This is a genomic window from Rhizobium sp. PP-F2F-G48 (assembly GCF_004342335.1).
In the GTDB taxonomy this organism is placed as follows: domain Bacteria; phylum Pseudomonadota; class Alphaproteobacteria; order Rhizobiales; family Rhizobiaceae; genus Ferranicluibacter.
The window spans coordinates 510,711-534,707 of record NZ_SLVH01000003.1 but is presented as its reverse complement, the minus strand read 5'-3'; the positions used below and the strand labels follow the sequence as shown (position 1 = coordinate 534,707).

Annotated in this window: 23 protein-coding genes; 14 read left to right on the top strand and 9 right to left on the bottom strand. The window is 62.7% G+C overall.

The window, feature by feature from the left end; all coding sequences use genetic code 11:
• Nucleotides 1-2: 2 nt before the first annotated feature.
• The 9 genes from C8J36_RS10410 (at nucleotide 3) to C8J36_RS10365 (ending at nucleotide 8,385) form a co-directional block, all read left to right on the top strand.
• Nucleotides 3-2,168, top strand: a complete 2,166-nt coding sequence (locus tag C8J36_RS10410) for a sialate O-acetylesterase (protein ID WP_132534587.1) — start codon at nucleotides 3-5, stop codon at nucleotides 2,166-2,168.
• Between the two features lie 11 nt (nucleotides 2,169-2,179).
• Nucleotides 2,180-2,938 carry a hypothetical protein gene (locus C8J36_RS10405; RefSeq protein WP_132534585.1) on the top strand — a complete coding sequence of 253 codons (759 nt, stop codon included), beginning with the start codon at nucleotides 2,180-2,182 and terminating at the stop codon, nucleotides 2,936-2,938.
• 161 nt (nucleotides 2,939-3,099) lie between these two features.
• The gene (locus tag C8J36_RS10400) at nucleotides 3,100-3,576 is read left to right on the top strand and encodes a M15 family metallopeptidase (RefSeq protein WP_132534582.1); all 477 of its coding nucleotides are present in this window, start codon (nucleotides 3,100-3,102) and stop codon (nucleotides 3,574-3,576) included.
• Nucleotides 3,576-3,866, top strand: coding sequence for a hypothetical protein (locus C8J36_RS10395; protein WP_132534580.1), 291 nt, complete (start codon nucleotides 3,576-3,578; stop codon nucleotides 3,864-3,866). The genes C8J36_RS10400 and C8J36_RS10395 overlap by 1 nt, the downstream gene beginning before the upstream one ends.
• A complete protein-coding gene (locus tag C8J36_RS10390; RefSeq protein WP_132534577.1) occupies nucleotides 3,863-4,303 on the top strand; it encodes a hypothetical protein in 441 nt (146 codons plus the stop codon). Before C8J36_RS10395 ends, C8J36_RS10390 begins: the two co-directional genes overlap by 4 nt.
• A gap of 228 nt (nucleotides 4,304-4,531) precedes the next feature.
• Nucleotides 4,532-4,813 carry a hypothetical protein gene (locus C8J36_RS10380; protein WP_132534575.1) on the top strand — a complete coding sequence of 94 codons (282 nt, stop codon included), beginning with the start codon at nucleotides 4,532-4,534 and terminating at the stop codon, nucleotides 4,811-4,813.
• Nucleotides 4,810-5,262: a hypothetical protein gene (locus C8J36_RS10375; protein WP_132534573.1), complete on the top strand. Its 453-nt coding sequence runs from the start codon at nucleotides 4,810-4,812 to the stop codon at nucleotides 5,260-5,262. Before C8J36_RS10380 ends, C8J36_RS10375 begins: the two co-directional genes overlap by 4 nt.
• 29 nt (nucleotides 5,263-5,291) lie before the next feature.
• Nucleotides 5,292-7,511, top strand: coding sequence for a hypothetical protein (locus tag C8J36_RS10370; RefSeq protein ID WP_132534570.1), 2,220 nt, complete (start codon nucleotides 5,292-5,294; stop codon nucleotides 7,509-7,511).
• A 61-nt stretch (nucleotides 7,512-7,572) separates the two neighbouring features.
• Complete coding sequence (locus C8J36_RS10365) at nucleotides 7,573-8,385, top strand: acyltransferase (protein WP_132534567.1); 813 nt, start codon at nucleotides 7,573-7,575, stop codon at nucleotides 8,383-8,385.
• A gap of 46 nt (nucleotides 8,386-8,431) precedes the next feature.
• Here the strand turns inward: C8J36_RS10365 and C8J36_RS10360 are convergent, their stop codons facing one another.
• Entirely contained in the window at nucleotides 8,432-9,349 is a 918-nt protein-coding gene (locus tag C8J36_RS10360; protein WP_132534565.1) for a tyrosine-type recombinase/integrase, read from the bottom strand.
• A gap of 592 nt (nucleotides 9,350-9,941) precedes the next feature.
• Here C8J36_RS10360 and C8J36_RS10355 point away from each other — a divergent pair.
• Nucleotides 9,942-10,676, top strand: a complete 735-nt coding sequence (locus C8J36_RS10355; protein WP_132534562.1) for a class I SAM-dependent methyltransferase — start codon at nucleotides 9,942-9,944, stop codon at nucleotides 10,674-10,676.
• A 278-nt stretch (nucleotides 10,677-10,954) separates the two neighbouring features.
• Here the strand turns inward: C8J36_RS10355 and C8J36_RS10350 are convergent, their stop codons facing one another.
• From C8J36_RS10350 to C8J36_RS10335, 4 genes are all read right to left on the bottom strand, one after another.
• Nucleotides 10,955-12,658: a glycerol-3-phosphate dehydrogenase/oxidase gene (locus C8J36_RS10350; protein WP_132534966.1), complete on the bottom strand. Its 1,704-nt coding sequence runs from the start codon at nucleotides 12,656-12,658 to the stop codon at nucleotides 10,955-10,957.
• 17 nt (nucleotides 12,659-12,675) lie between these two features.
• Entirely contained in the window at nucleotides 12,676-13,452 is a 777-nt protein-coding gene (locus C8J36_RS10345) for a DeoR/GlpR family DNA-binding transcription regulator (protein ID WP_062595185.1), read from the bottom strand.
• Nucleotides 13,449-14,987: an FGGY-family carbohydrate kinase gene (locus tag C8J36_RS10340; protein WP_132534560.1), complete on the bottom strand. Its 1,539-nt coding sequence runs from the start codon at nucleotides 14,985-14,987 to the stop codon at nucleotides 13,449-13,451. Before C8J36_RS10340 ends, C8J36_RS10345 begins: the two co-directional genes overlap by 4 nt.
• A 123-nt stretch (nucleotides 14,988-15,110) precedes the next feature.
• On the bottom strand, nucleotides 15,111-17,033 hold the full coding sequence (locus C8J36_RS10335) for a glycosyltransferase family 2 protein (protein ID WP_132534558.1): 1,923 nt from the start codon (nucleotides 17,031-17,033) through the stop codon (nucleotides 15,111-15,113).
• A gap of 68 nt (nucleotides 17,034-17,101) precedes the next feature.
• Here C8J36_RS10335 and C8J36_RS10330 point away from each other — a divergent pair, with 68 nt between their 5' ends.
• The gene (locus tag C8J36_RS10330) at nucleotides 17,102-17,977 is read left to right on the top strand and encodes a transporter substrate-binding domain-containing protein (protein WP_132534964.1); all 876 of its coding nucleotides are present in this window, start codon (nucleotides 17,102-17,104) and stop codon (nucleotides 17,975-17,977) included.
• A gap of 19 nt (nucleotides 17,978-17,996) precedes the next feature.
• Here the strand turns inward: C8J36_RS10330 and C8J36_RS10325 are convergent, their stop codons facing one another.
• The 3 genes from C8J36_RS10325 to C8J36_RS10315 form a co-directional block, all read right to left on the bottom strand.
• On the bottom strand, nucleotides 17,997-18,407 hold the full coding sequence (locus C8J36_RS10325; protein ID WP_132534556.1) for a tellurite resistance TerB family protein: 411 nt from the start codon (nucleotides 18,405-18,407) through the stop codon (nucleotides 17,997-17,999).
• A 110-nt stretch (nucleotides 18,408-18,517) separates the two neighbouring features.
• On the bottom strand, nucleotides 18,518-19,282 hold the full coding sequence (locus C8J36_RS10320) for a hypothetical protein (protein WP_132534554.1): 765 nt from the start codon (nucleotides 19,280-19,282) through the stop codon (nucleotides 18,518-18,520).
• A 13-nt stretch (nucleotides 19,283-19,295) separates the two neighbouring features.
• Entirely contained in the window at nucleotides 19,296-19,955 is a 660-nt protein-coding gene (locus tag C8J36_RS10315) for a helix-turn-helix transcriptional regulator (RefSeq protein ID WP_062595179.1), read from the bottom strand.
• Nucleotides 19,956-20,190: 235 nt separating this feature from the next.
• On the opposite strand from C8J36_RS10315, the gene C8J36_RS10310 reads away from it, so the two are divergent.
• Nucleotides 20,191-21,285: a calcium:proton antiporter gene (locus C8J36_RS10310; protein WP_245506519.1), complete on the top strand. Its 1,095-nt coding sequence runs from the start codon at nucleotides 20,191-20,193 to the stop codon at nucleotides 21,283-21,285.
• Between the two features lie 70 nt (nucleotides 21,286-21,355).
• On the opposite strand, the gene mntR is transcribed toward C8J36_RS10310, so the two are convergent.
• Entirely contained in the window at nucleotides 21,356-21,805 is a 450-nt protein-coding gene (gene mntR, locus C8J36_RS10305; RefSeq protein ID WP_062595177.1) for a manganese-binding transcriptional regulator MntR, read from the bottom strand.
• A gap of 260 nt (nucleotides 21,806-22,065) precedes the next feature.
• Between mntR and C8J36_RS10300 the strand changes: the two genes are divergently transcribed.
• Both C8J36_RS10300 and C8J36_RS10295 read left to right on the top strand, forming a co-directional pair.
• On the top strand, nucleotides 22,066-23,433 hold the full coding sequence (locus tag C8J36_RS10300; protein ID WP_062595176.1) for an Nramp family divalent metal transporter: 1,368 nt from the start codon (nucleotides 22,066-22,068) through the stop codon (nucleotides 23,431-23,433).
• A 78-nt stretch (nucleotides 23,434-23,511) separates the two neighbouring features.
• Complete coding sequence (locus tag C8J36_RS10295) at nucleotides 23,512-23,943, top strand: DUF4174 domain-containing protein (protein ID WP_132534551.1); 432 nt, start codon at nucleotides 23,512-23,514, stop codon at nucleotides 23,941-23,943.
• Nucleotides 23,944-23,997 lie beyond the last annotated feature (54 nt).

Here is a 23,997-nt window from a genome sequence, read left to right as displayed (position 1 = left end):
TCATGGCAAACGAAATCAAGGACGCGTTCGATGCCGTCTATGTTGATGGGTCGGCCTCCCACCCACTCAAATCGCTGATCCGGAATTCCGTCGGCGGCGTCATCCAGCGGCATTATGATGCTCTCGCTTTGAAAGTCCAAGACGCCGCAAGCATTGCCGCTGCGGGCTATCAGTGGAAAGCGCCAGCTCGGGTAGCGTCGCCCACGAGCGTTGCGCCGGCATCTCTGATCCCGGGCGCCGTAGTCGATGGGGCGACCCTGGCGACAGGCGACCGTGTGCTGCTCATCGCAAGCTCCAGCCCGTCAGCCAACGGCCTCTATGTTGTCAACGCGAGTGGCGCTGCGACAAGGGCCACCGACGCCGACGCGGCTGCCGAGCTCGTCGGCTTGGCGGTCTTCGTGCGCGAGGGGACGATCAACGGCGGCAAGCAGTATGTTTGCCAGACGCCAGCGCCGATCGTCCTGGGGACGACGAACCTTACGTTCACCGTTCTCAGCGACCAGTCTGCATTGAACGCCAACCTGACCGCGCTGCAGGCGGCGGTAGAGCCGGGAATTGCAAAGACCGTGACGAGCCGAACCGCCGTTCCTTTTGCCGACAAAGATGGGTTCACAGTTGCCGAAATAGGTGATGATGGATCTTATCGGGCTCCGTTCGCCCATCTGCGGCCGAGCGATATTGGAGGGTTCTCGCTGATTGACGACTTTGGCTTTGTTGGCTTCCGGATCACCAACGATGGCCGGCAGGTTTCTGGTCCATCTGGCTCTTCGTCCTCCTCTGACTATTCCGATGAGGAGATCGCATCCCGCAACGCGCGGGCGCTCGCCTACAGTGCGCAAATCAACGGCGATCGCACCAATACGGCGCGGCGCCTTCTGCCCGGCTTCAACCACATCATCGAGTATGGCCAGAGCCTGAGCGTTGGTGCAGGCGGGTGGCCTCGACTGACCAAGGCCTCGCTTTATTCCTCGGTCAAGATGCTGGGCGGGAGCGTGCGCGGGCAGGGTGGGGGCGGCACGACAACGTTCGCGCCGTTTGCACCCACCGGCCTGCAGAACCTCGTGGCGACTGTGACGTCGACGACCGATGTTCTGACCGACGCCACGGTGGCGGGAATGGCGCCCGATGCCAACACGCCCGGCGAAACCTTCAGCGTGGCCGCGGTCAACACGTTCAAACGCCTGTGGAACCAACTGCGCGGCGTCGTGGACGATACCGATCGGACGATCATCGTCACCTCCTGTGGGATTGGCGGCAAGACCATCGCGGAGTTGTCGAAGGGCGCTTCACCGGAGTTCTTCGCCCGCCTTCCGAGCGCCGCGACACAAGCCAAGGCGGCGGCCGGCAGCAACCCTTACGGGGTGACGGCGATCATCTACGCCCAGGGAGAAGAGGACTACGTCGCGAGCACGGATGGCGAAGTCTTTAAAACACGCACCCGCCAGCTCTACGCCGATATCAAGGCGGACGTGGTAACCGGCGTGGCCGGGCAGTCCGAGCCGCCTGTGGTGTTTGCGGTGCAGCCGGGCGCCAGCTTCACGCGGGACGACAAGTTCCTGCAGATCGGGAACGCGCATATCGATCTGGCGGAAGACGACCGGAACTGGATCCTGGTTGGCCCTTACTATCCGGTCACCGACAAGGGCGGCCACCTCGACCCGAACGGCTACCGCTGGCTCGGCTGCAAGATCGGTCAGGTCATGCACCGCGTCCTCAACCAGGGGCTCGGATGGAAGCCGCTGCAGCCGATCGGCGTGACCGCGAGGGGCCGGACGGTGCTCATCCAGTACCATGTGCCCAAGCCGCCGCTGCAGTTCCGGGCGCCCTATGTGCAGTTCGTCGCGTCTGTCCAGGATCAGCAGGGCTTTCGCGCAACCGACGACACCGGCGACATTACCCTGTCGGCCACGATTGCCGGTGACGCCGTGGTCAAGCTGACGCTGTCACGCGAGCCGAACGGCCCCTTGCGCATCTGGTATGCCGACAAGACGACGCACAACGGCAACGGCTCGCTCTGCGACAGTGACGGCTCCGAGGCCTTCTATCCCTACCAATATGCAAACGACGACGGCTCCTATCCGGAGGCCAACATTCCTGCACTGGTCGGCTCGCCCTATCCCCTCAACAACTGGTCGGTTGCGTTCTCGCGCATCGCGGTCGTCGATTAAAGGCTCCTCACATGGCAACGGGAACTCAGATCCTCATCAAGAACGCTGCCTTCGAATCCTTCGCCGTGGGTTATGTCCCGCCGGTCGTGGACAATCTCGAAGGTTGGTTCTTCATCAACGAAACGCTCGTCAAGGCGGCACGAAACTGGGCAGGGGAGGACAAGTCCGACGGTGTCTTTGGCGGCGCGCCGGCCACGTCAAACCGCTTCTTCTCCTTCGACCCGGTCAACCGCGGCGACTATCTCGCCACGGCGATCGACGAGACGGCCGAAATGACCGTGCTTGGCGTTATCCGGTCAACAGACAGCCTCGATGGCACCCTGACGAAGCCGTTCTTCATCACCAACAACAACACGGGTTTCTCTGCAGGAACTCCGTCGCGCAAATCGCCCGGCTTTTCGCTCTACGCTGCGAGCACGACGGCGCTCAGCATGCAGGCCGCGCGCTGGACGGGCAGCGCCACGGCGGTCGAGACGATCGGCATCACGCACAACTTCTCGAACTGGTCGTTCGTCTGCGGGCGCGTGAGCAACACGCAGAAAAGCTTGTGGTCGCTCAGCTCCAGCCAGCGAGCAGATGCTGCGTCCTCAAACCCGCGCGATCCGGCGCTTGCGAAAATGCGCATCGGCGCCGCGCTCAATACGCTGAACAATGGCAAGAGCGATATGGCCTTCGCCTCGATCTACAGTCGGTTCCTGACCGACGCGGAAGTCCAGTCGATCTATGCCCGGGTGCAGTCCTACCTCGCACCGCGCACGATCTCGATCTGACGACGACCTGAAGTCGGGCGCAATATTGAGCGCTTTTGACCGCGCCTGCCAGCAATCGCTGCGCGCCTAGATACCCACCATAAGGACATCGTTATGAAGACCACCTTGGATGTTCAATCCGAGCTGCATAGCGCTGCCTAACCACCACATTGGAGAAACACATGACCGACTGGCCATCACAAGCCGGCGTGCGGAGCTATTTCGGCGAGCCTGGGAGCGCGCAAGCCACCGCCGGGATCGTTGAGCTTGCCTACCCCATGAAAATCGCTTGGGACAAAAAGCAGATCATCAAGCGTTTCCGCTGTCATGCAAAAGTGCAGGCGCCGATCCAGCGCATTTTTCAGAAGACCTTGGCGCACTACGGTGCTGACGGCGTCGCAAAGCTCGGTCTCGATATCTTCGGCGGTTGCTACAACTTCCGACCAATGCGCGGCGCGAAGACCTGGTCAATGCATGCCTACGGTATCGCTGTTGATCTAGACCCCGAGAACAATCAGCTGAAGTGGGGCCGCGACCGCGCTCGCTTCGCCAAGCCGGAATATGAGGCTTTCTGGAAGATCGTTGAAGGCGAGGGTGCGCTGTCGCTTGGCCGTGCGAAAAACTACGACTGGATGCACTTTCAGTTCGCGAGGGTCTGATGAAATTCTTCATGGACCACAAGGCTTCGCCGGACTGGGCGGTGCGGCGGCGCATCATCATTTTGTCGCTTCTCTGGTGCGCGGGGATGGTCACCTACCTTGCCGTCTTTGGGCGTCCGATTGCCCTTAGCGACACCATTGCCATGAACCTCATTTTCCTCTTTGGCGGCATCGTCGGATCCTACGTGTTTGGCGCTGTCTGGGATCGCAAGAACGAGATGAAGGCAGAGGTCGCTCAAGCGGCCGTCGAAAGTCCTGCCACAACGACCAACGTGACGGTGGAGCAATGACGATCGTTGCCTCCACCCTCCGCCTGCTAGGGCTGCCCGCCTGCATCTTCCTCGGCATGCTCTTCTTCTACGAGGGCGTGCCCGGCGCGAGCCGCATCCCATTTCTCACGTCGATCCCCGTCATTGGTGATCTGACCGCCGGCCGTGTCGCGATCAAGAGCGCGGAGGCCGCGGCAAACGCCCGGCGCCAGTTCGTCGATCTCGCAGAAAAGACCGCCCTTGCCGCAGAGAAGGCCGAGCGCGAGCGCCAGCAGAAAGCGGCAGCCATTGCCGCCGAAGACTACCGCCGCCGTCTGGAGGCAGCGCGAGCAGCCGAAGCGGCCACCACCGACAGGCTTGAACAGGAGATTGCCGCCCATGAACGTAAACTCAAGGCGCTCGGCCGCTCTTGCTCTGTCATTGATGATGCTGACCGGGACTGGCTGCTCAAGCCTTAGCCGCATCAATACTGCGGGCCAGACGACGGGCAAGGCAAAGGCGGGCATCGATATCCCCGACCAGCCAGACGACTGCCGGAAGCTGGAGCCGCACGCGCCTGTCACGGTTGGCGTGGAGCTTCGTTCCGTGCTTCGGCGCGAGCGTGGAGCACTCGACCGGGCGAACGCGCGTGTGGGTCGCTGTGCGGCTGACCGGGATAACCTCCGTGCCCTGATGGGAGGTCAGAAGTGACGGAAGGATCACCCGAGCGCCTGATCGAATTGCCGGAAGGCACACGGGTTTGGTTGGCAGGCCTTCGCCCAAATGAACTTGAGACCCTGCAGGAAGTCGTCACGATGCCGGCCGACGATGTGCGAGACGGCTTCAAGATGGTGCGCGACCTACGCACTGTCACACGGTTCTTCAAGTACCTGATCATCGGAGCCGTTGCGATCTTCATCGCCACGGTCGGCCTCTACGAAAACGCCTTGAAAGTCATCGGCTGGATCAAGGGAGGGCCTACGCCATGAAGCGCATCTTCTGGGGGTTCACGGCTGGCGCCGTCGCCACGCTCGTTTTCGTCAGCTCTTTCAACATCGCCGTGATGATCGTCGATCGCGAGGCGCCGATCACATATCAAAGCGCAAGGCCTCTCGCGATGCGCGTCGAGCAGGGCGGCACGATCGAGGTCGAATACAAAGTCTTTCGCAGCCGGATTTGTCCTGTCGTCGCCAAGCGCTGGCTATATGATGCGAATGGCGTGCGGCATTCGGTGCCACAGTTCACCGTTGGCGCTGATCTTCTGGCTGGCCGGGAAACCTATCGTCGCAGCATCACAATCCCATCGGCGGCTGCAGTCGGTCCGGCCTGGTATGAGGTTGTGCTCGAATACACCTGCAATCCGCTTCAGCAACTTCTGGGGCCGACCACCGTCGTATCTCCGCCGGTTCGCTTCTCGATCGTACCCGCTTCTTCCTGATCACCCCTTCACTTCAAAGGATCATCAACATGGCATCACGCACGCAGCGTGCTCGACAGATCGCGAGCTATATCGGCGCCGGCATCATTCCATCGCAGGGCGGTGGGGTTCGCTACTCCCCCATTGGGAGCCGTTTATCCATGGCCAACAACAGCTACGTGGACACATTCGTCAACGGGGCGTCCATCACTGGTCGTGGTGGCACGGTTCACCAGATCAACAGAACGGGTGCGGCGTTGAAACGGCTTCGCACCGGCCTTTCCGGCACGAAGATCAGCGGCACGACCAATGGCGTCAAGGAAATCCGCGTCACCAACGTCGGGTCCGGTTACGCCACCGCGACCGTCTCCGCTTCTGGGGGGGGTGCCGGCTATGACTTTCGGCCGGTAATCGTTGGCGGTCAGATCATCGCCATCCTGATTTACAATATCGGCGCATGGGGCGCTGGGCCAATTCCGACGCTGACGATTACCGGCGACGGCGCAGGCGCTACGGCCGTGGTGGATCGCTTCGACGGCATCGGAGAGGCCTCTTTCAACTACGATCAATCGGTTTCGATCGATATCGAATACCCGCTGAACGTCTATCAGAACGTTGTGCCGACGAAGACGATCCCGCGCGGCACGCGCCTCGACCTCACCGACGCCGAACTTGCAGTCGAGGTTCCGGTCGGGGCTGAGTTCGGCATTCGAACGACGGCCACGCTGGGGACGGCACCCACCTTCGTGGTCAATCGCCCCGGCACGGCCATCACGAGCATCGACGTCGCAAATGGAGGTTCCGGCCTTTGGGCGCCTTGGTACGACCTGACGATTACCGGCGGTACGGGCTCCGGCGCGACTGCGCGCGCCTACACCTACCAGGGGAGTGTCGTCAGGGTAGACGTCACGGCAGGTGGCAACTACACCGCTGGCACCCAGCAGGCCGTTCTCCAGTTCGCCATCGAGCGACCTGTTGTCCTCATGCCTCTGCTTGGCGACAAGCGCCAGGATGGTAACCCCCTGACGACCGGTCATCCCTCGGCAGCTCCCGCGCTCCTGGCGAGTGCAGTCGATGGGCGCTCAGGCGTTGTTGATGGCGACAGCATCGGCAACGGGGGGGCGGGCGGCGGTGAAATCTCGGGCGATGCTTGGGGCAACTTCGGCTGGCCGGCGCGTATCCTTGGCCGTGCGAACATCGGCGTCCTGAAGCACACTCTGCCCGGCCATTACGTCAGCGGCTACAATGCCAACCACGCCGCGCAGACGGCCATGATCCAAGCTTTGCCGGGCCTTGATTTTGCGCTTTGCCAGATGGGCATAAATGACATCACACGGGGCGACAGCCTCGCGACGGTGCAAGCCAGCATGATCGCGGAATGGACGTCGTTCAAGGCTCTGGTGGCTGCTGTCTACCAGTCCACCATCACGACCTACACGACGTCAACGGACGGATGGGTCACGATTGTCAACCAGACCGCGTTCTCCGCAGCCTACGCGGCAGGCGGTGTTCGAGCATTGATGAACGCGTGGCTTCGCGACGGCGCGCCGATCAACGCGGGTGTTGCGGTCGCGACGGGGTCGAATGCTGCGGGAACGGTTCGCGCCGGTCAGGCGGGGCACCTCCTTACGGGCGTCTTCGACGTTGCTGCACAGCTTGAGAGCAAGTCCGACCCGACGAAGCATGCGCCGATGGCGTGGGGAACGACCAACGTGAGACAGGGTTTGTCCGCAGACGGCATCCATCCGACTGATGTCTACCATGCGAAGGTCAGAGGCACGGTCTCAGCTCTGGCGGTTGTTGGTGGCTCCGGCTGGACGGTCGCGCCGCAGGTGGTGTTCTCCGGCCACGGCGTTCCGGTCGCAACGCCGGTCTTTTCTGGTGGCGCTCTGACGGGCATCACGCCAGTCAGCGATGGCGCGATCGATTACGACTATCCGCCCACCATCGCCATTCTGCCGCTCAACAACGCAGGCTCTGGTGCCACGGCGACGGCGATCCTGACCAACAAGCGGATCACGGGTTACACCGTCACGGCAGGTGGCACAGGCTACACCAATGGCGCTCTCGTCTCGCATGCAGGCGCCGTTCCTCCCCAGGCAACTGCCCGCATCGTTGGTGGGCAGGTCGTGCTTGCAGAGGCCGATTGGTGGGGCGGCTCCGATATCTCGTCGGTGCCCACCGTTGCGCTTGTTGGCGGCGATGGAACCGGCGCGTCCGTCGTTGCATCGATCTCCAAGGGCATCGATCCGGCGCTGCTGGCGGCCTAACCCGCCACCCCATCATCATCTGATGGGGGGATCGATGGTGAAGCGGCGGTGCTGGCATTGAATGTCAGCGCCGCCAACAATCATCGCTGATGTCATCTTCAATCGGACGATGAAAGGTATTACAAGGGCGCTGTCCGGAGATAACAATGACCTTTGCCCCTGTGAAGCCCAAACCTCTCGCTGTTTTTGCCAAAGTTTCCTCTCTGGCCCTGCTCGCATCATGAGTGAAATTGATATTACCTCGACGTCAAGTATGCATATTGCAGGTATCGACAACGTTACCAACCATATGATGTGTTTAGTTCCGATCAAAAGTTTGGACATCCGAGGCAGTAGAAACCAAGTAAGGCTAGACCCAAGCGCCAACTTATCCGACTGCGCGATTATGATCAGGGGGTCGGGCAACCTGATCATTGTCGGGAAAAACACACGCCTAAGGGGTCTGATCTATGTTTACGGGAATAAGTCCCTGATCCGAATTGGTCCTGAGACGACCACGGAAACAGTACGATTTAGTGTTGGCGGACGGGCATCCATTACGATTGGCCGTGATTGCATGCTATCACGCAACATCGAAATCAGATGCTTTGATGAGCACCCTATCTACGACTTGGATACAAAAGAAGAGATCAATAACGGGCAAGATGTTGTTCTAGGAGATCACGTGTGGATCGGGGAAGGTGTCCGTGTCGTTAAAGGAACGACGATCGCCAGCGGTTCAATTGTCGGCACTGGATCGCTAGTTTCTGAGTCGCTTACCATTCCAAACGCAATTTACGCTGGGATACCGGCGCGAATGATTAAACAGCGAATTGCATGGGCTAGAGAGCCGCGTTTGATGAATTGGGAAAAGGTCAATTTTCTATCCGAATGAACCGGAAGGCCCGAGAATTGCGGGCCTTCCTACGTTCTCGACCTAGTCACATGTCGCCGTTATACTGGTTGCCGTTGAACCGATCGGCAACCAGCCGGCCGGCATTCGTGCGCGGATGCACATAGATTTCCAGAAAGATCGACGAGCTTTTCCAGTCGCCGGCGGCCATGGCTGTCCGGATGTCGGCGCCGGCGTCCATCGCATTCGTCGCGAATGCGTGTCGGCCGCAAACATGGCTAGATTTGTAGCTGATGCCAGCGCGGCCGCTGACGGCCTTGATGCGCTCGTTGACGCTATGGCGATTGGTGAAGCGAAAGACGCGGTCGTTGGCGCTGGCTGTCGCCTTAAGTTTCGCTAACCGCTCGGTCAGCTCGTCCGTGAGGTGACGCATCGAATTGGTGCCGGTCTTCGTCTTCAACAGCAGCGCGGTCCGCGTGGTGAAGTCCACCTGCGCCCAGCGCAGCGCCACCGCCTCGCTGACGCGCGCGCCGGTCTGTGACATGAACAGGACGCATGCGGCCATGTGATCAAGCCGTCCGTCTTTCTCGCACTGGCGGATGAAGGTGTGCAGCCAGACGTGAGAGGCGGGCTTGACCCGCTGCACGCGATCTTCCTTGAAGCGGCGGATGTGGATGATGTTGCACCACCCGCGTTCATAGGCATGCATAATGACGGCGCGGGCTGGCGCAATGGCCTGCCTGTTGCGCGTCGATCCCTTGTGAACGGGATAGAGATCCTCAGCCATTTTGCGCACGTCGAAAGGGAAAATCGAGGCGAGGGGCCGGCCGTCGAAGTGTTCGATGATGCGCGGCAGGTAACGCCCGCATCCGCCGTTCTGCATGTAGCTGGCGGCAGCCTCGGCAAAAGTGATCGCCTGCGGCTGGATCTCGTTTCGGATGGGGAAGACGTTCGGCCGGTAGACGTTGCTCGTCTCGTGAATCGTCGATAAATTGGCGTAAGCCATCTGACACCTCTTTCGTGTTGGACTGGTTAGAGCCCGCGGAGATCCTGCCAGATCTCGGCGGGCTCGTTGCAATCTACAGCGTGCCGATGGGCTGAAAAGAGTCCCTCAGAAGTTGCTTTGAACACGGTTAACGCCAATGGGGCGATACGCTTTTGAATAGTGGCTGAGTGACACGCCGCCTTGAAAAGCTTTAGAGTTCTCGAAGCTTCCCAAGCTGAATACGAGGGTTCGATTCCCTTCACCCGCTCCAGCAAATTCGGTGTTCCCAATACGTCGGCGGCTCACGCGAGCCGATTGAGGCCGTCGTGCGACGGCAGCAAATCGGGCGCGGAACAGATTGTGCCTGCTGACCGGACGAACTTTGCCATCGCGTTACAGCAGGCTGCGAGAAAGCAGAGCCTCTCGGATAATCTCAGAACAACATGCATGCCGCGCCGCAGCATTCGCGTGCCGAAATCTCTGCGGATCGTGGAGAGCCAATCATCAATGCTTGTTCGACGAAGATGAATTGCGAACGCCTTGGGCAAGCTACTCCGTTTACGTCATCTGACATAGCGCTCTAGCACACGTGCCACGAAAGGCCAGGACTTCGATGGATAAGGCGACATTGGAAAACCCGGAATTCATGCAATTCCTGCTTCTGGTCTATGATCACGCTCTGGCAAATCCGCGAGGAGATGCTTTTGATCTCGATAAGGTCGCGAAACTGTCCGCCGCTGTGTCCTCGTCGCAATATCTCTACTCGCACATGCTGGGCGCCAAGCGCTTCGAGACCTCGGCCGACGTCCTCGATTACGCGGTTTCCTGCGCGACGGTCGAAGGCCTCTCGCTCGAATTTGGCGTCTTCTCCGGCCGCTCGATCAACCGGACGGCCGCAGCACGGCCGGCCGACACGATTTACGGGTTCGACAGCTTCGAGGGTCTGCCGGAAAGCTGGCGCGACGGCTACGACAAGAGCGCCTTTGCGCGGGAAGATCTTCCGGCGGTGGCCGACAATGTCGAGCTGGTCGTCGGCTGGTTCGACCGGACGCTGCCCGGCTTTCTGGATGCCCATCCCGGCCCGGTCTCGTTCCTGCACGTCGATTGCGATCTCTACAGCTCGACGCAGACAGTGCTGACGCAGCTGCGAGAACGCCTCGTGCCGGGAACGATCATCCTCTTCGACGAATATTTCAACTATCCCGGCTGGGAGATGCACGAGTTCAAGGCGTTCCGGGAGTTCGTGGAAAGCACCGGCCTGCAGTACGAATACATTGCCCTGCACCCCAAGCACCAGCAGGTCGCCGTCCGGGTGACGGGCATCTACAATCGACGGCACCACGTCTGAGATGTTCCGATGAGCCGATATCGGCGCAGAATGATTTCTCAAAAGAAATGCGGCTTCGACTTGAAGCCGTCACATTCGGCTCCTATATCTCTCTCATCGGCAACCGGTCGAGCCTGTCTGAAAAGATAAGTTCTCGGGTCCGATACAAGCTTTCGTCGATTTGACCACGGATGTACTGGCAAACTGATAAAAGCGAATGAGGAAGGTCGGTGCGGTTTCGCCCCGGCCTTTTTTATTTCTTGTCTGACGGGATCGGCGTGCGCCGCGAACCCTGGCGACTACGCCAGGGTCACGCCGTGCAGACGCGAAAGCTCATCGCGCACGCTTGCGATTTCCCGCTCGATCGTCTCCTCGGTCCAGCCGAGCGCCTGTCCGGCAATCTCCGCGATGCGACGCAGAAGGCGCACCGTCAGCGTTCCCGTCACGGCAAGAGCGGTGCGGCGAAGCACGATATCCCCCAGCCGCCCGACCTGCTCGTTGCGAACGAGATAATCGATTTCGCCTTCAAAATAGTCCGGCGCATCGGGAAGCGGGGCGGTGCTCGTTGCGCCGATGTGGCGTGCCACGGCGCGCGCCGTTGTTCCATAGCGGGAAAGCAGGCTTGCCGCCTGCGCCTCGGTAAGTCCTGATGTCGCGGCAAGGTCGGCCACCAGCCGCAGGCGGCCGGCCTCATCGCCGGGATAGTCCCGGCCACCACCGATCGGCATCGCTACCGTCGACACCTTGCGGGACTGGCCGAGACGCGTGAGCACCGTCTCGGCGACCTCTTCCGCATAGCCGCGAAACGTCGTCCATTTGCCGCCGACCAGCGACAAGACGGGGAAGGGGCGGTCCACCGTCGGTTCAAGAACCGGCGTCACGTGGTCGCGGCTGATCAGGCCGGGATCGCTGGCATTGTTAGCCGGCAAAGGACGAATGCCGCTATAGGTGTAGACGATCTGGCTGCGGTCGAACTGCATCTTCGGCAGGAGCTTGCTGAGGCTGTCCAGAAGGTAGTCGATTTCGTCGTCCTCGCAGCGCACGCTGTCCGGCTGGTCGGCCTTGATATCGGTGGAGCCGACCATGGCGCGGCCGAGATAGTCGAAGACGAGGCAGATGCGCCCGTCGTCCGCCTCGAAGTAGATCATCCGCCCATCGAGTTCCCGCAACAGCGCATCGTGGCGCAGCAGGATATGCGAGCCTTTGGTGCCGCCGATCATGCGCGACGTCTCGCCAAGCGTCGCGTTCACCGCATCGATCCACGGACCGCCGGCATTCACCACGATGCGCGGCTTGACGCGCAACGTCGCCCCGTTGAGCAGGCTGGAGACGACGAGCGTATCGCCGTCGCGGCCCTCGAGGCGGGCATGGTTGACGGCGGCCGAGGCCGGGCTTGCCGCAAGGCCGTCCCACACGAGTTCGGCCACCAGCCGCTCGGGATGCGTCACGGTCGCGTCGTAATAAGTGCCGGTCGCAACGATGCGCGGCGTCAGCGCCGGCAGGCTGCGCAGCGATGCGGCCTTGCCGGCCATCGTGTGACGCGGCATCACCCGCTGGCGCGCACCATAGGCATCATACATCGAAAGCCCGGTCTTGATCAGCAGCGCACCCCGGCTTCGCGGCGTTCCCTTGGCGCCGAACAGCGTGCGCACGGCCGAGAAGACCCCCTTCGTCCAGGAAAAGATGGGAATGACCGTCGCCAGCGGCTTCACATAATGCGGCGCGTTGCGCAGCAGCAGGTTCCGCTCATAGGTCGATTGCGCCACCAGCCGAAGCTCGCCCGTTTCCAGATATTTCAGACCGCCATGGATCAGGCGCGAGGGGGCGGCACTGGTACCGGAGCCGTAATCCGACTTGTCGAGGATGAGGCAGGTCAGCCCCTGTGCGCAGAGATCGCGAAACAGCCCGGCACCGTTGACGCCCGCGCCGATAATCACGACATCGACGGTCTCGGTTCTGGCGATCGCATCCATGCGCTCCGCCATATCGCCCGGCCACTGCATCTCGTTGACGGTCTCGCTCATGATGTCCTGCCTGTTCTGGTGATGCTGAGGGGAACGCCGCGCGCCAGAAGATCCGCGCGGACGGTGTCGGCCAGCCGGTCCGTGGCCAGGACGGCATCGAAGGCCGTGAGGTCGGCAAAGACGTTCAACGCCACCTTGCCGAACTTGGAAGCGTCGAGCAGCAGGATACGGCGCGAGGATGCGGCCATCATCGCCTGCTTGACCTTGGTCACCTGCGCATCCTGAATGAACGCGGTGCCGCCCTCGACAGCAGAGGCCGAACAGAAGAAGACATTGGCCCGCAAGGCCGTAACGGCACGCTCGGTCGTCAGCCCGATAAAGGCATTGAACGTGCGATGATAGGTGCCGCCGAGGCAGAGCACCTCGATCTCGTCGATGTCGATCAGCCTGTTCGTGGAAACCAGCCCGTTGGTGATCACCGTCAGCGGTCGGACCCCGGCCAGGAGGTCGGCAAGGGCAGCGCCGGTCGTACTGTCGTCCAGCATGACGGCCTGTCCCGGTTCCACATGGGCAAGGGCTGCGCGCGCCAGCGCCGCCTTTTCCGCCTTGCCCACGGTCTCGCGGTAGCGGAAGGCGCTTTCGTAAAGGCCGGACGGCTGAACCGTCACAGTACCGTGCAGCTTGCGCAGCACGCCCTGGTGGGCGAGCCGATCGACATGGCGGTGGATGGTCATGCGCGACACGCCGAAATGCGCGACGAGATCCTCGATGCGCGCCTGTCCGGCCTGCATGATGTAGTCGGCGATCTCGTCCCGGCGCGCGTCGCCCTTCATGGGGAGATCGCCCCTCGAGACCCTTCCGCCAGCCGCTCGATCGCCCTCCAATGCGGCTGCATCGCCTCGGCCATGTCGCGGTAGAGCGCGTAGCGCGCCGCAAGCGCCGCTTTCCGCTCCGGGTCCGGCACATGGCTGCGCAGGATCGTCGTGGTTTCCCGGGCGCCGGCCTGCGGGCTCTCGTAGAGACCGATCGCGGCCCCGGCCGTCAGCGCCGCGCCCCAGGCGGCGGCCTCGTCCGCCGAGGTCACATGCACCGGCAGGTCCAGCGCGTCGGCAAACATCTGCGACAGCGCGGGGTTTCGCGCGCCGCCGCCCGAAATCCGCGCCTCGGTCACCGGCATCACGCTTCGCAGATCGTCCACATGGGCCTTGTGGTTGAAGACGATGCCTTCCAGCACGGCCTTCAGCATATCGCCGCGATCGTGCCATCCGTGAACGCCGAAGAAGCCGGCGCTGGCCGAACTGCCATAGGGAGAGCCGAACAGATAGGGGTGAAAGAGAATGTCGGACGGCCGGCCGAATGCGGCATCGAGCTCCGGCTTCAGAAGCTCATGGACGCCCGTGCCGCTTCTCGCGGCTTCGCTTTGCTCGGCGCGGCAGAACTGGTCGAGAAACCAGTCGTAATTCGCCGTCGATGCCGGGGACACCGCCATGTTGTTCCAATGTCCGGGCGCGATGCCGCTGCGGCAGTGCCATCGCGGATCGGTGACGGGCTTGTCCGTCACCACCTCGTTGATCGAATAGGTGCCGGCAACGATCGACAGCAAGCCGGTCTCATGGCCACCGATTCCCAGAGCGGAGGCTGTCACGTCGTGCAGGCCGGCCGCAACCGGCGTTCCCTCAAGAAGGCCGGTGAGCGCCGAGGCCGACGCGGTAACACTACCAACGATCGCGGCGGAAGCGGCCATGTCGGGGAGCGCGCCCCACAAGGACTCCAGGCCGAAAAGCGCCAGTGCGTCTCGGTCGAAGGCCTGCGTCGCGACATTCGTGAAAGAGATGCTCGCTTCGGTCCGGTCGGTGCCGATCGTGCCCGTCAGGCAGAACCGGAGCCAATCCTTGCAGGCGATCACATGGCCGATGCGGGCAAACCGCTCCGGCTGATGGTCGCGCATCCAGGCGAGGATGGCCGATGGTGCCGAGGCGTGGGGGGATTGTCCGGTGAGCGCCAGCGCCTTTGCGGCAATATCGGTCGCGTTCCACGCATCGGACAAAGCGCCTGCGCGGCTGTCGAGCGACAAGATCCCGGGTCCGAGCGGCCGGCCACCGCGGTCGAGCACGTACACGCCGTCGCCATGAGCCGTCGCAGCGACGGCCTTAATGTCGGAAGGGCGGCAGCCGGCCGTCGTGATCGCTTCCCGAATGGCCTCGGCCGTCGCCGTCCAAAGGCCGTCCATATCACGCTCCACCCATCGCGGGTGTGGAAGGGATTGTGCCACCCGGCGACGCGCCACCGAGATCGGCGTTCCATCGCGCCGGAAGACCACGGCCTTGGTCACCGTCAGCCCATTGTCGATGCCGAGCAGGCAATCCATCGGTTCGTCCTCCCATCCTCGCGCCGAAGGCCTGCGGCTATCGGTTGGTCGGTAACGTACCGTTGTGTGATATTCCCGTCAATCGGTGTGACGAATGGGGATGGCAGTGTCGTTGCGCCGGGCTCAGCAGGCCGTCGGCATGTGCGGCGTCTTGTTCCAGGCGAAAGGCTTGCGGTAGAGCTCGATGATGGCCGCCCAAGCGGCAGCCGAGATCATCAACCAGTAGAGAGGCACGGCGCGCCACTTGCTGCCCACGGCGCGCCGCTCATCGGCCTGCATCGGCTTGCAGCCGAGCTGGATCATGATCGCGTAGCTGCCGACGAGGTTGAGGACGTCGAGAAGCAGAAGGCCGGAAGCGAGGGCCGTATCCCCGGTCGAAAGGTCTCCCGCTGTCAGTGTCCAGCCGAGATAGGCGAGGAAGGCGATGATCAGCGGATGGCCGAGAGCCGACAGGATCAGGCCGGCCACGAGGATCTGGACGGTCGCGAAAGCCTTCCATCCCATCTGCCGCGCGAGACGCGACGGTTCGCGCATCAGCACGAGCCAGGTCTGCATCCAGCCCTTGTACCATCGCGTCCGTTGCGCAAACCAGACGCGCGTCTCCGTCGGCGCATCCTCGAAGGTTGGCCGTTGGATCATCTGCGACAGGTAGCCGAGGCGCGCGAGCCGCATGCCGAGATCCGCATCCTCCGTCGTGTTGTAAGGATCCCAGCCGCCGACGGCGTTCAGGACATCGACGCGAAAATGGTTCGAGGTGCCGCCGAGCGGCAGTGGCAGGCCGCGCGATGCGAGATAGGGCAGGAGGCCACGGAACAGGCTGGAATATTCGAGTGCGAACATCGTGCTCAGCCATCCCGCACCGGCATTGGTGACGACAAGCGGCGCCTGAAGGCAGGCGACGCGCGGGTCTGCTGTCAGGAAGGCGGCATGGGCCTCGCACAACTGGCCGGGGTCCGGCCGGTCTTCCGCGTCATAGATCGTGAGGAACCTGCCGCACGCGCCGGGAAGTGCGTAGCTCAACGCCTTGGGCTTGGTGCGCGGTAAGGCGGCGGGAACGCGCACGATCTCGTATTCGGATGAGAGCGGCAGCGCTTCGAGCGCCGCAAGCGTCTCCCCGTCGTCTTCCTCGCAGATGAGCTTGATGTCGAGGCGCGACCGGGGCCAGTCAAGGCGGTCGAGGGCATGGATCAGTTGCGAAACGACCTCCGCCTCCCGGTAGAGCGCGACGAAGACCGAATAGACCGGCAAAGGCGCGGACGGGTCTGCGGCACGCGGTGGAGGCAGGGCCGGTGCGATCGCCGGTCTCTTCAAGCGCAGGAGCGCGCGTGCGCGCAGAAACAGCTGGCAGAAATAGAGGCCGGTCAGGAGGAGATGCGTGACGAGAAGCCAGGCGAAGGGTGCGAGGAGGGCGGAGGTCACGAAGAGGGACAGGCCAAGGCCGGTATAAAACCCTTGCTTGCCCCAGAAGACGATGCGCGCACTGTGTATCGGCGCCGCGTCGAAGAGGCGCGCGAGGGTGTCGCGCACCCGCCGTTGCCGGCCGGCGGCCCAGGTCGCCTTTCGCACGGCCGCCGGCGTCGAAACAGCGAGCATCTGGCGAAGTGCGGGCCGTTGATCGAGCGTCGATGCGATGTCGCCAAGGCGCTCGAGCGTCGGGACGATGACTGTGATCGGCGAACGGCTGGAGTGGTAGAGGCGCAGCATCTGCGGGAACACCAGCTGCGTATCCAGCCTCTCGGCATCATGGACCTGATCCGCGTCGATCTCGGCCTGAAACGGGAGCCCGAGAAGGTCGGCCATCGCTTCGAAATAGAGGCGATCGACGATTTCACCGGATGCGAGCAGTTCCTCCTCGACCGTCGTTCCGTTTTCGTCCGCCTGCAGCATCATCCGTGCGATCGTCGGTTTGCCGATGCCGAGCTTCAGAAGCAGGCGGCCTTCCCGCAACAGATCGACGGAAAAGGCTGGCAAAGGCAATTTTTCGGAAACGGTCCGCTCGTGTCGAGTAGCCAATCCGGGTGGTGACAGGTAGTCTGGCTGGCGCATCAACACCTCGTCGCAAACAGCGTCGGCCCTTGCAGACCGGAACTCGAAATCTGATGAGAACGATACGGATGTTTTCGATCCAGCCGATCATTAGGAATATCTTAAGCATCTTTGCGGTGGCTTGGATAGGTGGTTCTTCGGTGCAGGCGGCAGAGCCCGTGCGGGAGCTTCCGCTTGCCTTCGATGTGCGCGAGCGCATTGCAAAGCCGGACCTTGGCGGTCTCGCACGGCTGCGATTTCTGACGACGGTGGACTTTCCGCCCTTCAACTTCATCGACCAGTCGCAAAAGCTCTCCGGCTTTCATATCGATCTCGCCCGCGAGATCTGCCGAATTCTGGACATCGAGGCGAAGTGCCAGATCCAGGCCGTGACGTTCGAGGAATTGCAGCCGGCATTGGAGGACGGGCAGGGCGAGGCCGTCATCGCAGGCGTCGCGATGACCGACGAGCTTCGCCAGCGGTTTGCCTTCACGCGGCCCTTCCTGCGTCTGCCCGCCCGCTTTGCCACGAGGCTATCGCAGGGTTCCGGCGGTGGCGCCGGCGGAAAGGCCGAACTGTCTGCCGTCCTCGCAAAATCGATCGGGGTCGTCGCGGGCACGACCCATGAAGCCATGCTGAAGGCGTTCTTCCCGGCGGCCACCGCGCAGGTCTTTCCCGATCGCGCGGCGATGCTTCAGTCGTTGAAGGCCGGCGATGTGAACGCGGTGTTCTCCGACGGCCTGCAGCTTTCCTTCTGGGCCGCTTCCCCCGATGCAGCGGCGTGCTGCAGGCTGGTCGATGGCGCCTATGTCTCCGAACATTTTCTCGGCGAGGGCCTGGCGATCATGAACCGGAAAGGCGATCCGGCGCTGACGCAGGCTCTGGATCACGCCCTTCTGGAGTTGACGCGCAGCGGGCGCCTGAATGAAATTTACCTGCGATATTTCCCGACCGGGATCTACTGAGCCGATGTCCTGGCGCCCTTCAGCGGCGCATGCGGGCCTGAGCACCGCGTTCGATGGCGGCGCAGACGAGCTTGTCGAGGCCGAGCCGGTCGCGCAGCAGGGCAAGGAGCCTCAGTTCTTCGGTTCGGACGCTGCGATCGACCGCGGCGATATCGACGGCCAGCGCGTAGGCGGTCTCGAACAAGCGCTGTGGCAGGGCCTCGCGCACCAGTTCCAGCAGGATATCGAGCCCTTCCGGCGCCGCGAGCAAGGTCGCGCTGCTGCGTGCCACGGGCACGAGGCTCTCCGGATCGAAATCGTCGAAAACGGGCAGAATGCGGGAGAGCTTGCCGATCCGCTCCATCTCCTCGTCGCTCATGGCACGGTCCACGGCCGACATCATCACCATCACATGGATCAGGGCTTCCTGGTGGGTCAAAGCTTTGGGCATACGTTCTCCGGGGTTCATCCGTCCCGCAGGTATGGTCTCAGGCGCACCGTTGCAAGGCACCGGCTCAAGCTGCCGCGACCGAAAGAGAGGAGACGTGCCGGCGCGTCAGATCAAGGTGCCGGACCGGGCGCGGGTGGAATGGGCTCGGAGCCGGCGCGGTAAAAACCCTTGGCCGTCGCCTTGGCCGCTTCCAGGGCTGCGGTCAGGTCGGGATCGTTTCCATCCACCTCCGCCCACCCGTTGCGGGCAAGCCAGAGCGCAGGATCGTCGGTGCCGACCCTGCAGCCTGCCGTCACCGTGTCGCTCGCGTCACCTGCCGGCACCTGACAGGTAAAGGCGCGTGCGCGGATGAAATTGCGGAAGGCGGTGCGGGCGACGGTGCCGCACGGCCAGTCGCCTCTTGTCGATGTGCAGATCCGGTCGGCCGAATTCGGCTTGATGCCCGCAAGCTGGATCGTCCGTCCGTCGAACTGGATCAGGCCTGCCGACAGCGCCACGGGATGCCGAAGAATGGCCTCCGTGAGAGGCACTGGGGAAGGCGCCGGATCGGCGGGCGCAGCACTTGGTGGCGCAAGCGGTGCGGTATCGACGGCGGGTGGTTCCGGAGCGACCTTCGGGGTCACGCCATCGTTCACCGTCGGCGCATCGGGCGAAAACGGCATCGCCTCCATGCCGGGATCGGCGGGCACGTCTGCGCTCCCGGCGGGCTTTTCGCCGATCGTGGGAACGTCGCTGAGGTCGGGCGTTTCCAGCGCCATGTCGGGCACCGCCGCACTCTCCACGCCCGTGATGGCCGATTTGCCGGCCAGAAGCAGGCCGATGGTCAGGATGACGCAGAGCGTAGGGCCGCCGATGCGGAGCAGGGAAGCGTGCATGAGGAAAACGGTCCTACTGGCTCGCCCAGATGATCCGGGCGATCCACTCCACCTCGGAAAGGTCGAAGCTGCGGTTCGGATGCTCGGGGTTGAGGGAGTGAAGATCGATGCTGCGCGCGCTCTGGCGCATCAGCACCTTGGCCATGACCTCGCCTTCGGTGGTCTTGACCACGACACGGTCTCCGCGACGGACCTGCGCGCCAGGCTCCACGATCAGAACGTCGCCGTCCCGATAAAGCGGCTGCATGCTGTCGCCCTGGATTTCCAGCGCATAGACGCCCGCCTTCGTGCCGGCTGCGGGAAAATCGACCACATCCCAGCCCTGGCCTGCGGGAAAGCCGCCATCGTCGAAAAAGCCGCCGGCACCCGCCTGGGCAAAGCCGAGAAGCGGAATGGCGCTCGACGGCGCCAGCGTCTCCACGCCGTTTACTCTCTTGTCGCCCTCCGGGCGCAGGAATTCCATGAACTGACTGATCGTCGAGCCGGTGGCGTCGAGAACCTTGGCAATGGATTCGGTGGACGGCCAGCGCTCGCGTCCATCGGCGGACTGGCGCTTGGATTTGTTGAACGATGTCGGATCAAGGCCGGCACGGCGGGCAAGTCCCGAGGGCGACATCTGGTGCCGCTCCGCCAAGGCGTCTATCGCATGCCAGATACGCTCATGTGACAGCATCGACCCGATGTCCTGGTGAAAGGTCCGGATGCTCGATCCGGGGAAGCGGAACCTCTCCTCTATCCGGAAGGACACTAGCCAAAAATCAGCATCAAGTAAAGAATGCGAGGAAAATAATCCTTGATCTCTGCGCAGGGTGGTTTCGTTGAAATGCAGGTCGTGGCACCTATACTTGCATTTTCAGACCATTGAAGGGCCGTTCCGGCCTCACCAGCATCCAGACGAGCGAGGCGCCGTGCTCTCCACCCTCATCCGCTCAGAGTGGCTTATCCTCGTTGCGATCGCGGCCGGTATCGCCGGTTTTTCGGCCGAACACAGCCTGATCGGCATGGGGCAGGCCGCCTCTCTCGCCGGTGCCGTGTTCCTCATCGCCGCCATCATCCTTGCATCGATGCGGGTCGCGCACCATGCGGAACGGCTGGCGACCAAGGTCGGAGATCCCTATGGCACGATGATCCTGACGCTGTCGGCGGTGCTGGTCGAAGTGGTCATTCTCGCGATCATGATGAGTTCGTCGGAAAGCTCGCCGACGCTGGTGCGCGACACGATCTATTCCGCCGTCATGCTCGACATCAACGGCATTCTCGGCATCGCAGCGCTTCTCGGTGGACTGAAGCATGGCGAACAGCCCTATAACGACGACTCCAGCCGCACCTATTGCGTGATGATCCTCACGGCCATGGGCATTTCCATGATCGTGCCCGAGTTCATTCCGCAGGCGAAATGGCACTTCTATTCCGCCTTCACCATCGTCGCCATGATCATGCTCTACACCGTGTTCCTGCGCATGCAGGTCGGCGCGCACAGCTATTTCTTCAGTTACAGCTATCCGAAGACACGCCGCGAAAGTGCTGCCGGTCATGTCGATGAGCCCCAGAGCACGACGCTCTCGATCGGCATTCTCGTCTTCGGCATCGTCGTCATCGGCGTTCTCGCCGAAATCATGTCGACGCTGCTGAATACCGGGCTGGAGGGAACGGGCGCGCCGCCCGTGCTGGCCGCCATCGTCGTTGCCGCCATTTCGGCCGCGCCCGAGATCATGACGGCCATGCGCTCGGCGCTCGCCAATCACATGCAGTCGGTGGTCAACATCGCGCTCGGCGCCTCGCTCTCCACGGTCATCCTCACGGTTCCGGTCATGGAGGCGATCGCCCTCTATACCGGCCAGCCCTTCATCATGGCGATGACCCCGGTGCAGACGGTGATGATCACCATCACGCTGATCGTCGCCGCGATCAATCTCAACGACGGAGAGACCAATGCCATCGAGGGCATGACGCATTTCGTGCTGTTCGCCACCTTCATCATGCTGTCCTGCCTGGGGCTTTAGAGCCTTCCAGCCGAAGCGGGATCGCTTCGGCGTCGGACCATGCGGCAAAAACAAAGATCGCGGAAATGTCCTAGGACCGGTCGGCGATCAGCCGGCGGAAGGCGGCGAGCGTCTCGTCGCTGACATGGTGCTCGATGCCTTCGGCATCCACGCGGGCCGTTTCCGGGCTGACCCCGAGACAACGCAGAAACTGTTCCACGGTCTGGTGCCGCTCGCGGCTTTCGGCGGCCATCTTCTGCCCGGCCTCCGTCAGGAAGACGCCGCGATAGGGCTTTCGCGAGACGAGACCATCGGCCGCAAGCCGCGCCAGCATCTTGGCGACGGTCGGCTGCGCCACGCCGAGGCGGGCGGCGATATCGACCTGCCGGGCTTCGTTGCCGTCATCGATCAGGTCGGCAATCAGCTCGACATAATCCTCGACAAGGGCGCCGCGCAGCGCCTGCCGCGTCTGGCGAAAGCCTTCGGAGTGCGTGTCCGCGTCGGGAAGGGGATCCGCGCGGGGAATGGTTCTGCGCGCCACGTATTCCTCATCCTTCGAGTTCGCATGTCAAGCGTCACATGCATCCGGTTTTCGCGTGTCTAGCATGCAAGCCGGCATTTGCCGAATGGCTTTCTGCGCGCCTCCACAATCGGACGAGGGTCGGCCGGACGAGGGGCGACGGAGGCTGACGCTGCACTGCGGAAAAAAGCAAGGTCGATGAAATATAGCCTATTGCATAATGTTGGGGCCTGCCCTAGTTTTGGCCTATTGACGCCGATCCGCATCCGGAGACTGCCCCGATGGCCACCCCCGAAATTCTTCTGAACCAGCGCGAAACCCGCCCCAGCTGGCGTTTCAATCATTCGGAAGAGGAGGGGCGGCAGAGCCTCGCCGACGTGCATTCGACCATAGCAGTGCCCACAGGCGGTACGTGGTTCCGGCGGTTCCTTGCCTTCGTCGGTCCGGGCTACATGGTGTCCGTCGGCTATATGGACCCGGGCAACTGGGCGACCGACATCGCCGGTGGCGCCCAGTTCGGCTACACGCTGCTCACGGTCATTCTTCTTTCCAATCTCATGGCCATCCTGCTGCAGGCGCTGGCCGCGCGTCTCGGCATCGCCACCGGCCGCGATCTGGCACAGGCCTGTCGCGATGCCTATCCGAAGCCCGTCGGCTTCGTTCTCTGGATCGCCTGCGAACTTGCCATCATCGCCTGCGATCTTGCCGAGGTCATCGGCACGGCGATCGCGCTGAAGCTTCTGTTCGGCATACCCCTGATCGCCGGCGCGCTGATCACCGCTCTCGACGCGATCCTGCTTCTCTATCTGATGCAGAAGGGCTTTCGCTTCCTGGAAGCCTTCGTCATGGCACTGCTCGGCATCATCGCCCTCTGCTTCGTCGTCCAGATCGCAGCGGCGGCACCGCCTGTCGCGGCCGTTCTCCAGGGCTTCCTGCCATCGACGGAGGTCGTCACCAATCCGGCCATGCTCTACATCGCCATCGGCATCATCGGCGCGACCGTCATGCCGCACAATCTCTACCTCCACTCGTCCATCGTCCAGACGCGCAAGTTCGAGCGCACCGAGCCGGGCAAGCGCGAGGCTATCAAGTGGGCAACGCTCGACAGCACGATCGCCCTCATGCTGGCACTGTTCATCAATGCCGCCATCCTCATCGTCGCGGCCTCCGTCTTTCATGCCAACGGCCGCACCGATGTCGCGGAAATCGAGCAGGCCTATGAGCTTCTCTCGCCGCTGCTCGGTCTCGGCATCGCCTCGACGCTCTTTGCCGTGGCACTTCTCGCCTCTGGCCTCAATTCGACGGTGACCGCAACGCTCGCCGGCCAGATCGTCATGGAAGGGTTTCTGCGGCTGACCATCCCCAATTGGGCCCGCCGTCTGATCACCCGCGGCATCGCGATCGTGCCGGTCGTCGTCATCACCTATCTCTATGGTGAAAGCGGCACGGCAGAGCTGCTGGTGCTGAGCCAGGTCGTGCTCTCCATGCAACTGCCCTTCGCCGTCATCCCGCTCGTCAGCTTCGTCACCGACCGCGAGAAGATGGGCACCTTCGTCGTCTCTCGCTGGGTCGGCGCGCTCGCCTGGATCGTCGCCAGCATCATCGTCGTGCTCAATCTCAAGCTGCTCTACGAGACGTTTCTCGCCTGAATCGGGCCGCGACTGACGGGGATGTGACGGAACGCCGTGCGGCTGCGCGGCGTTTCCGCGCTTAAAGGAGATCCCCCGATGATCCGCATTCTGAAGGCAACAGCGCTTGCCATTTTCGTTGCCGGTGGCCCGTTCCCCGCCGTCGCTGCCGGTCTAGATACCTTCGGCTGGAAGAACCGTGTCCTGATCGTCTTCGCAAACCCGGGAAATTCCGATGCCGCCGAGCAGAGACGCCTGCTCCTCGAGGATCGACCCGCCCTCTCGGAACGTGACATGGTCATCATCGAGGTCAACGGCGACGCGGTGAAGCCCATCTTCGGCGCGGCCGGCACCGTGACGGCGGCAGAGCTGCGCAAGGACGCCGGCATCCAGGAGGACACCCGCTTCGCCGCGATCCTCATCGGCAAGGACGGCGGCATCAAGCTCCGCGCCGACAGACCCGTGGCCCCGGACCAGCTGTTCGGCCTGATCGACAGCATGCCGATGCGCGCAAACGAGGCGTCCCGATAGACTGAGGCCCAAGCGCGGTCTGCAGCAACCCGGCAGACTTCATGCTTCCGTCAT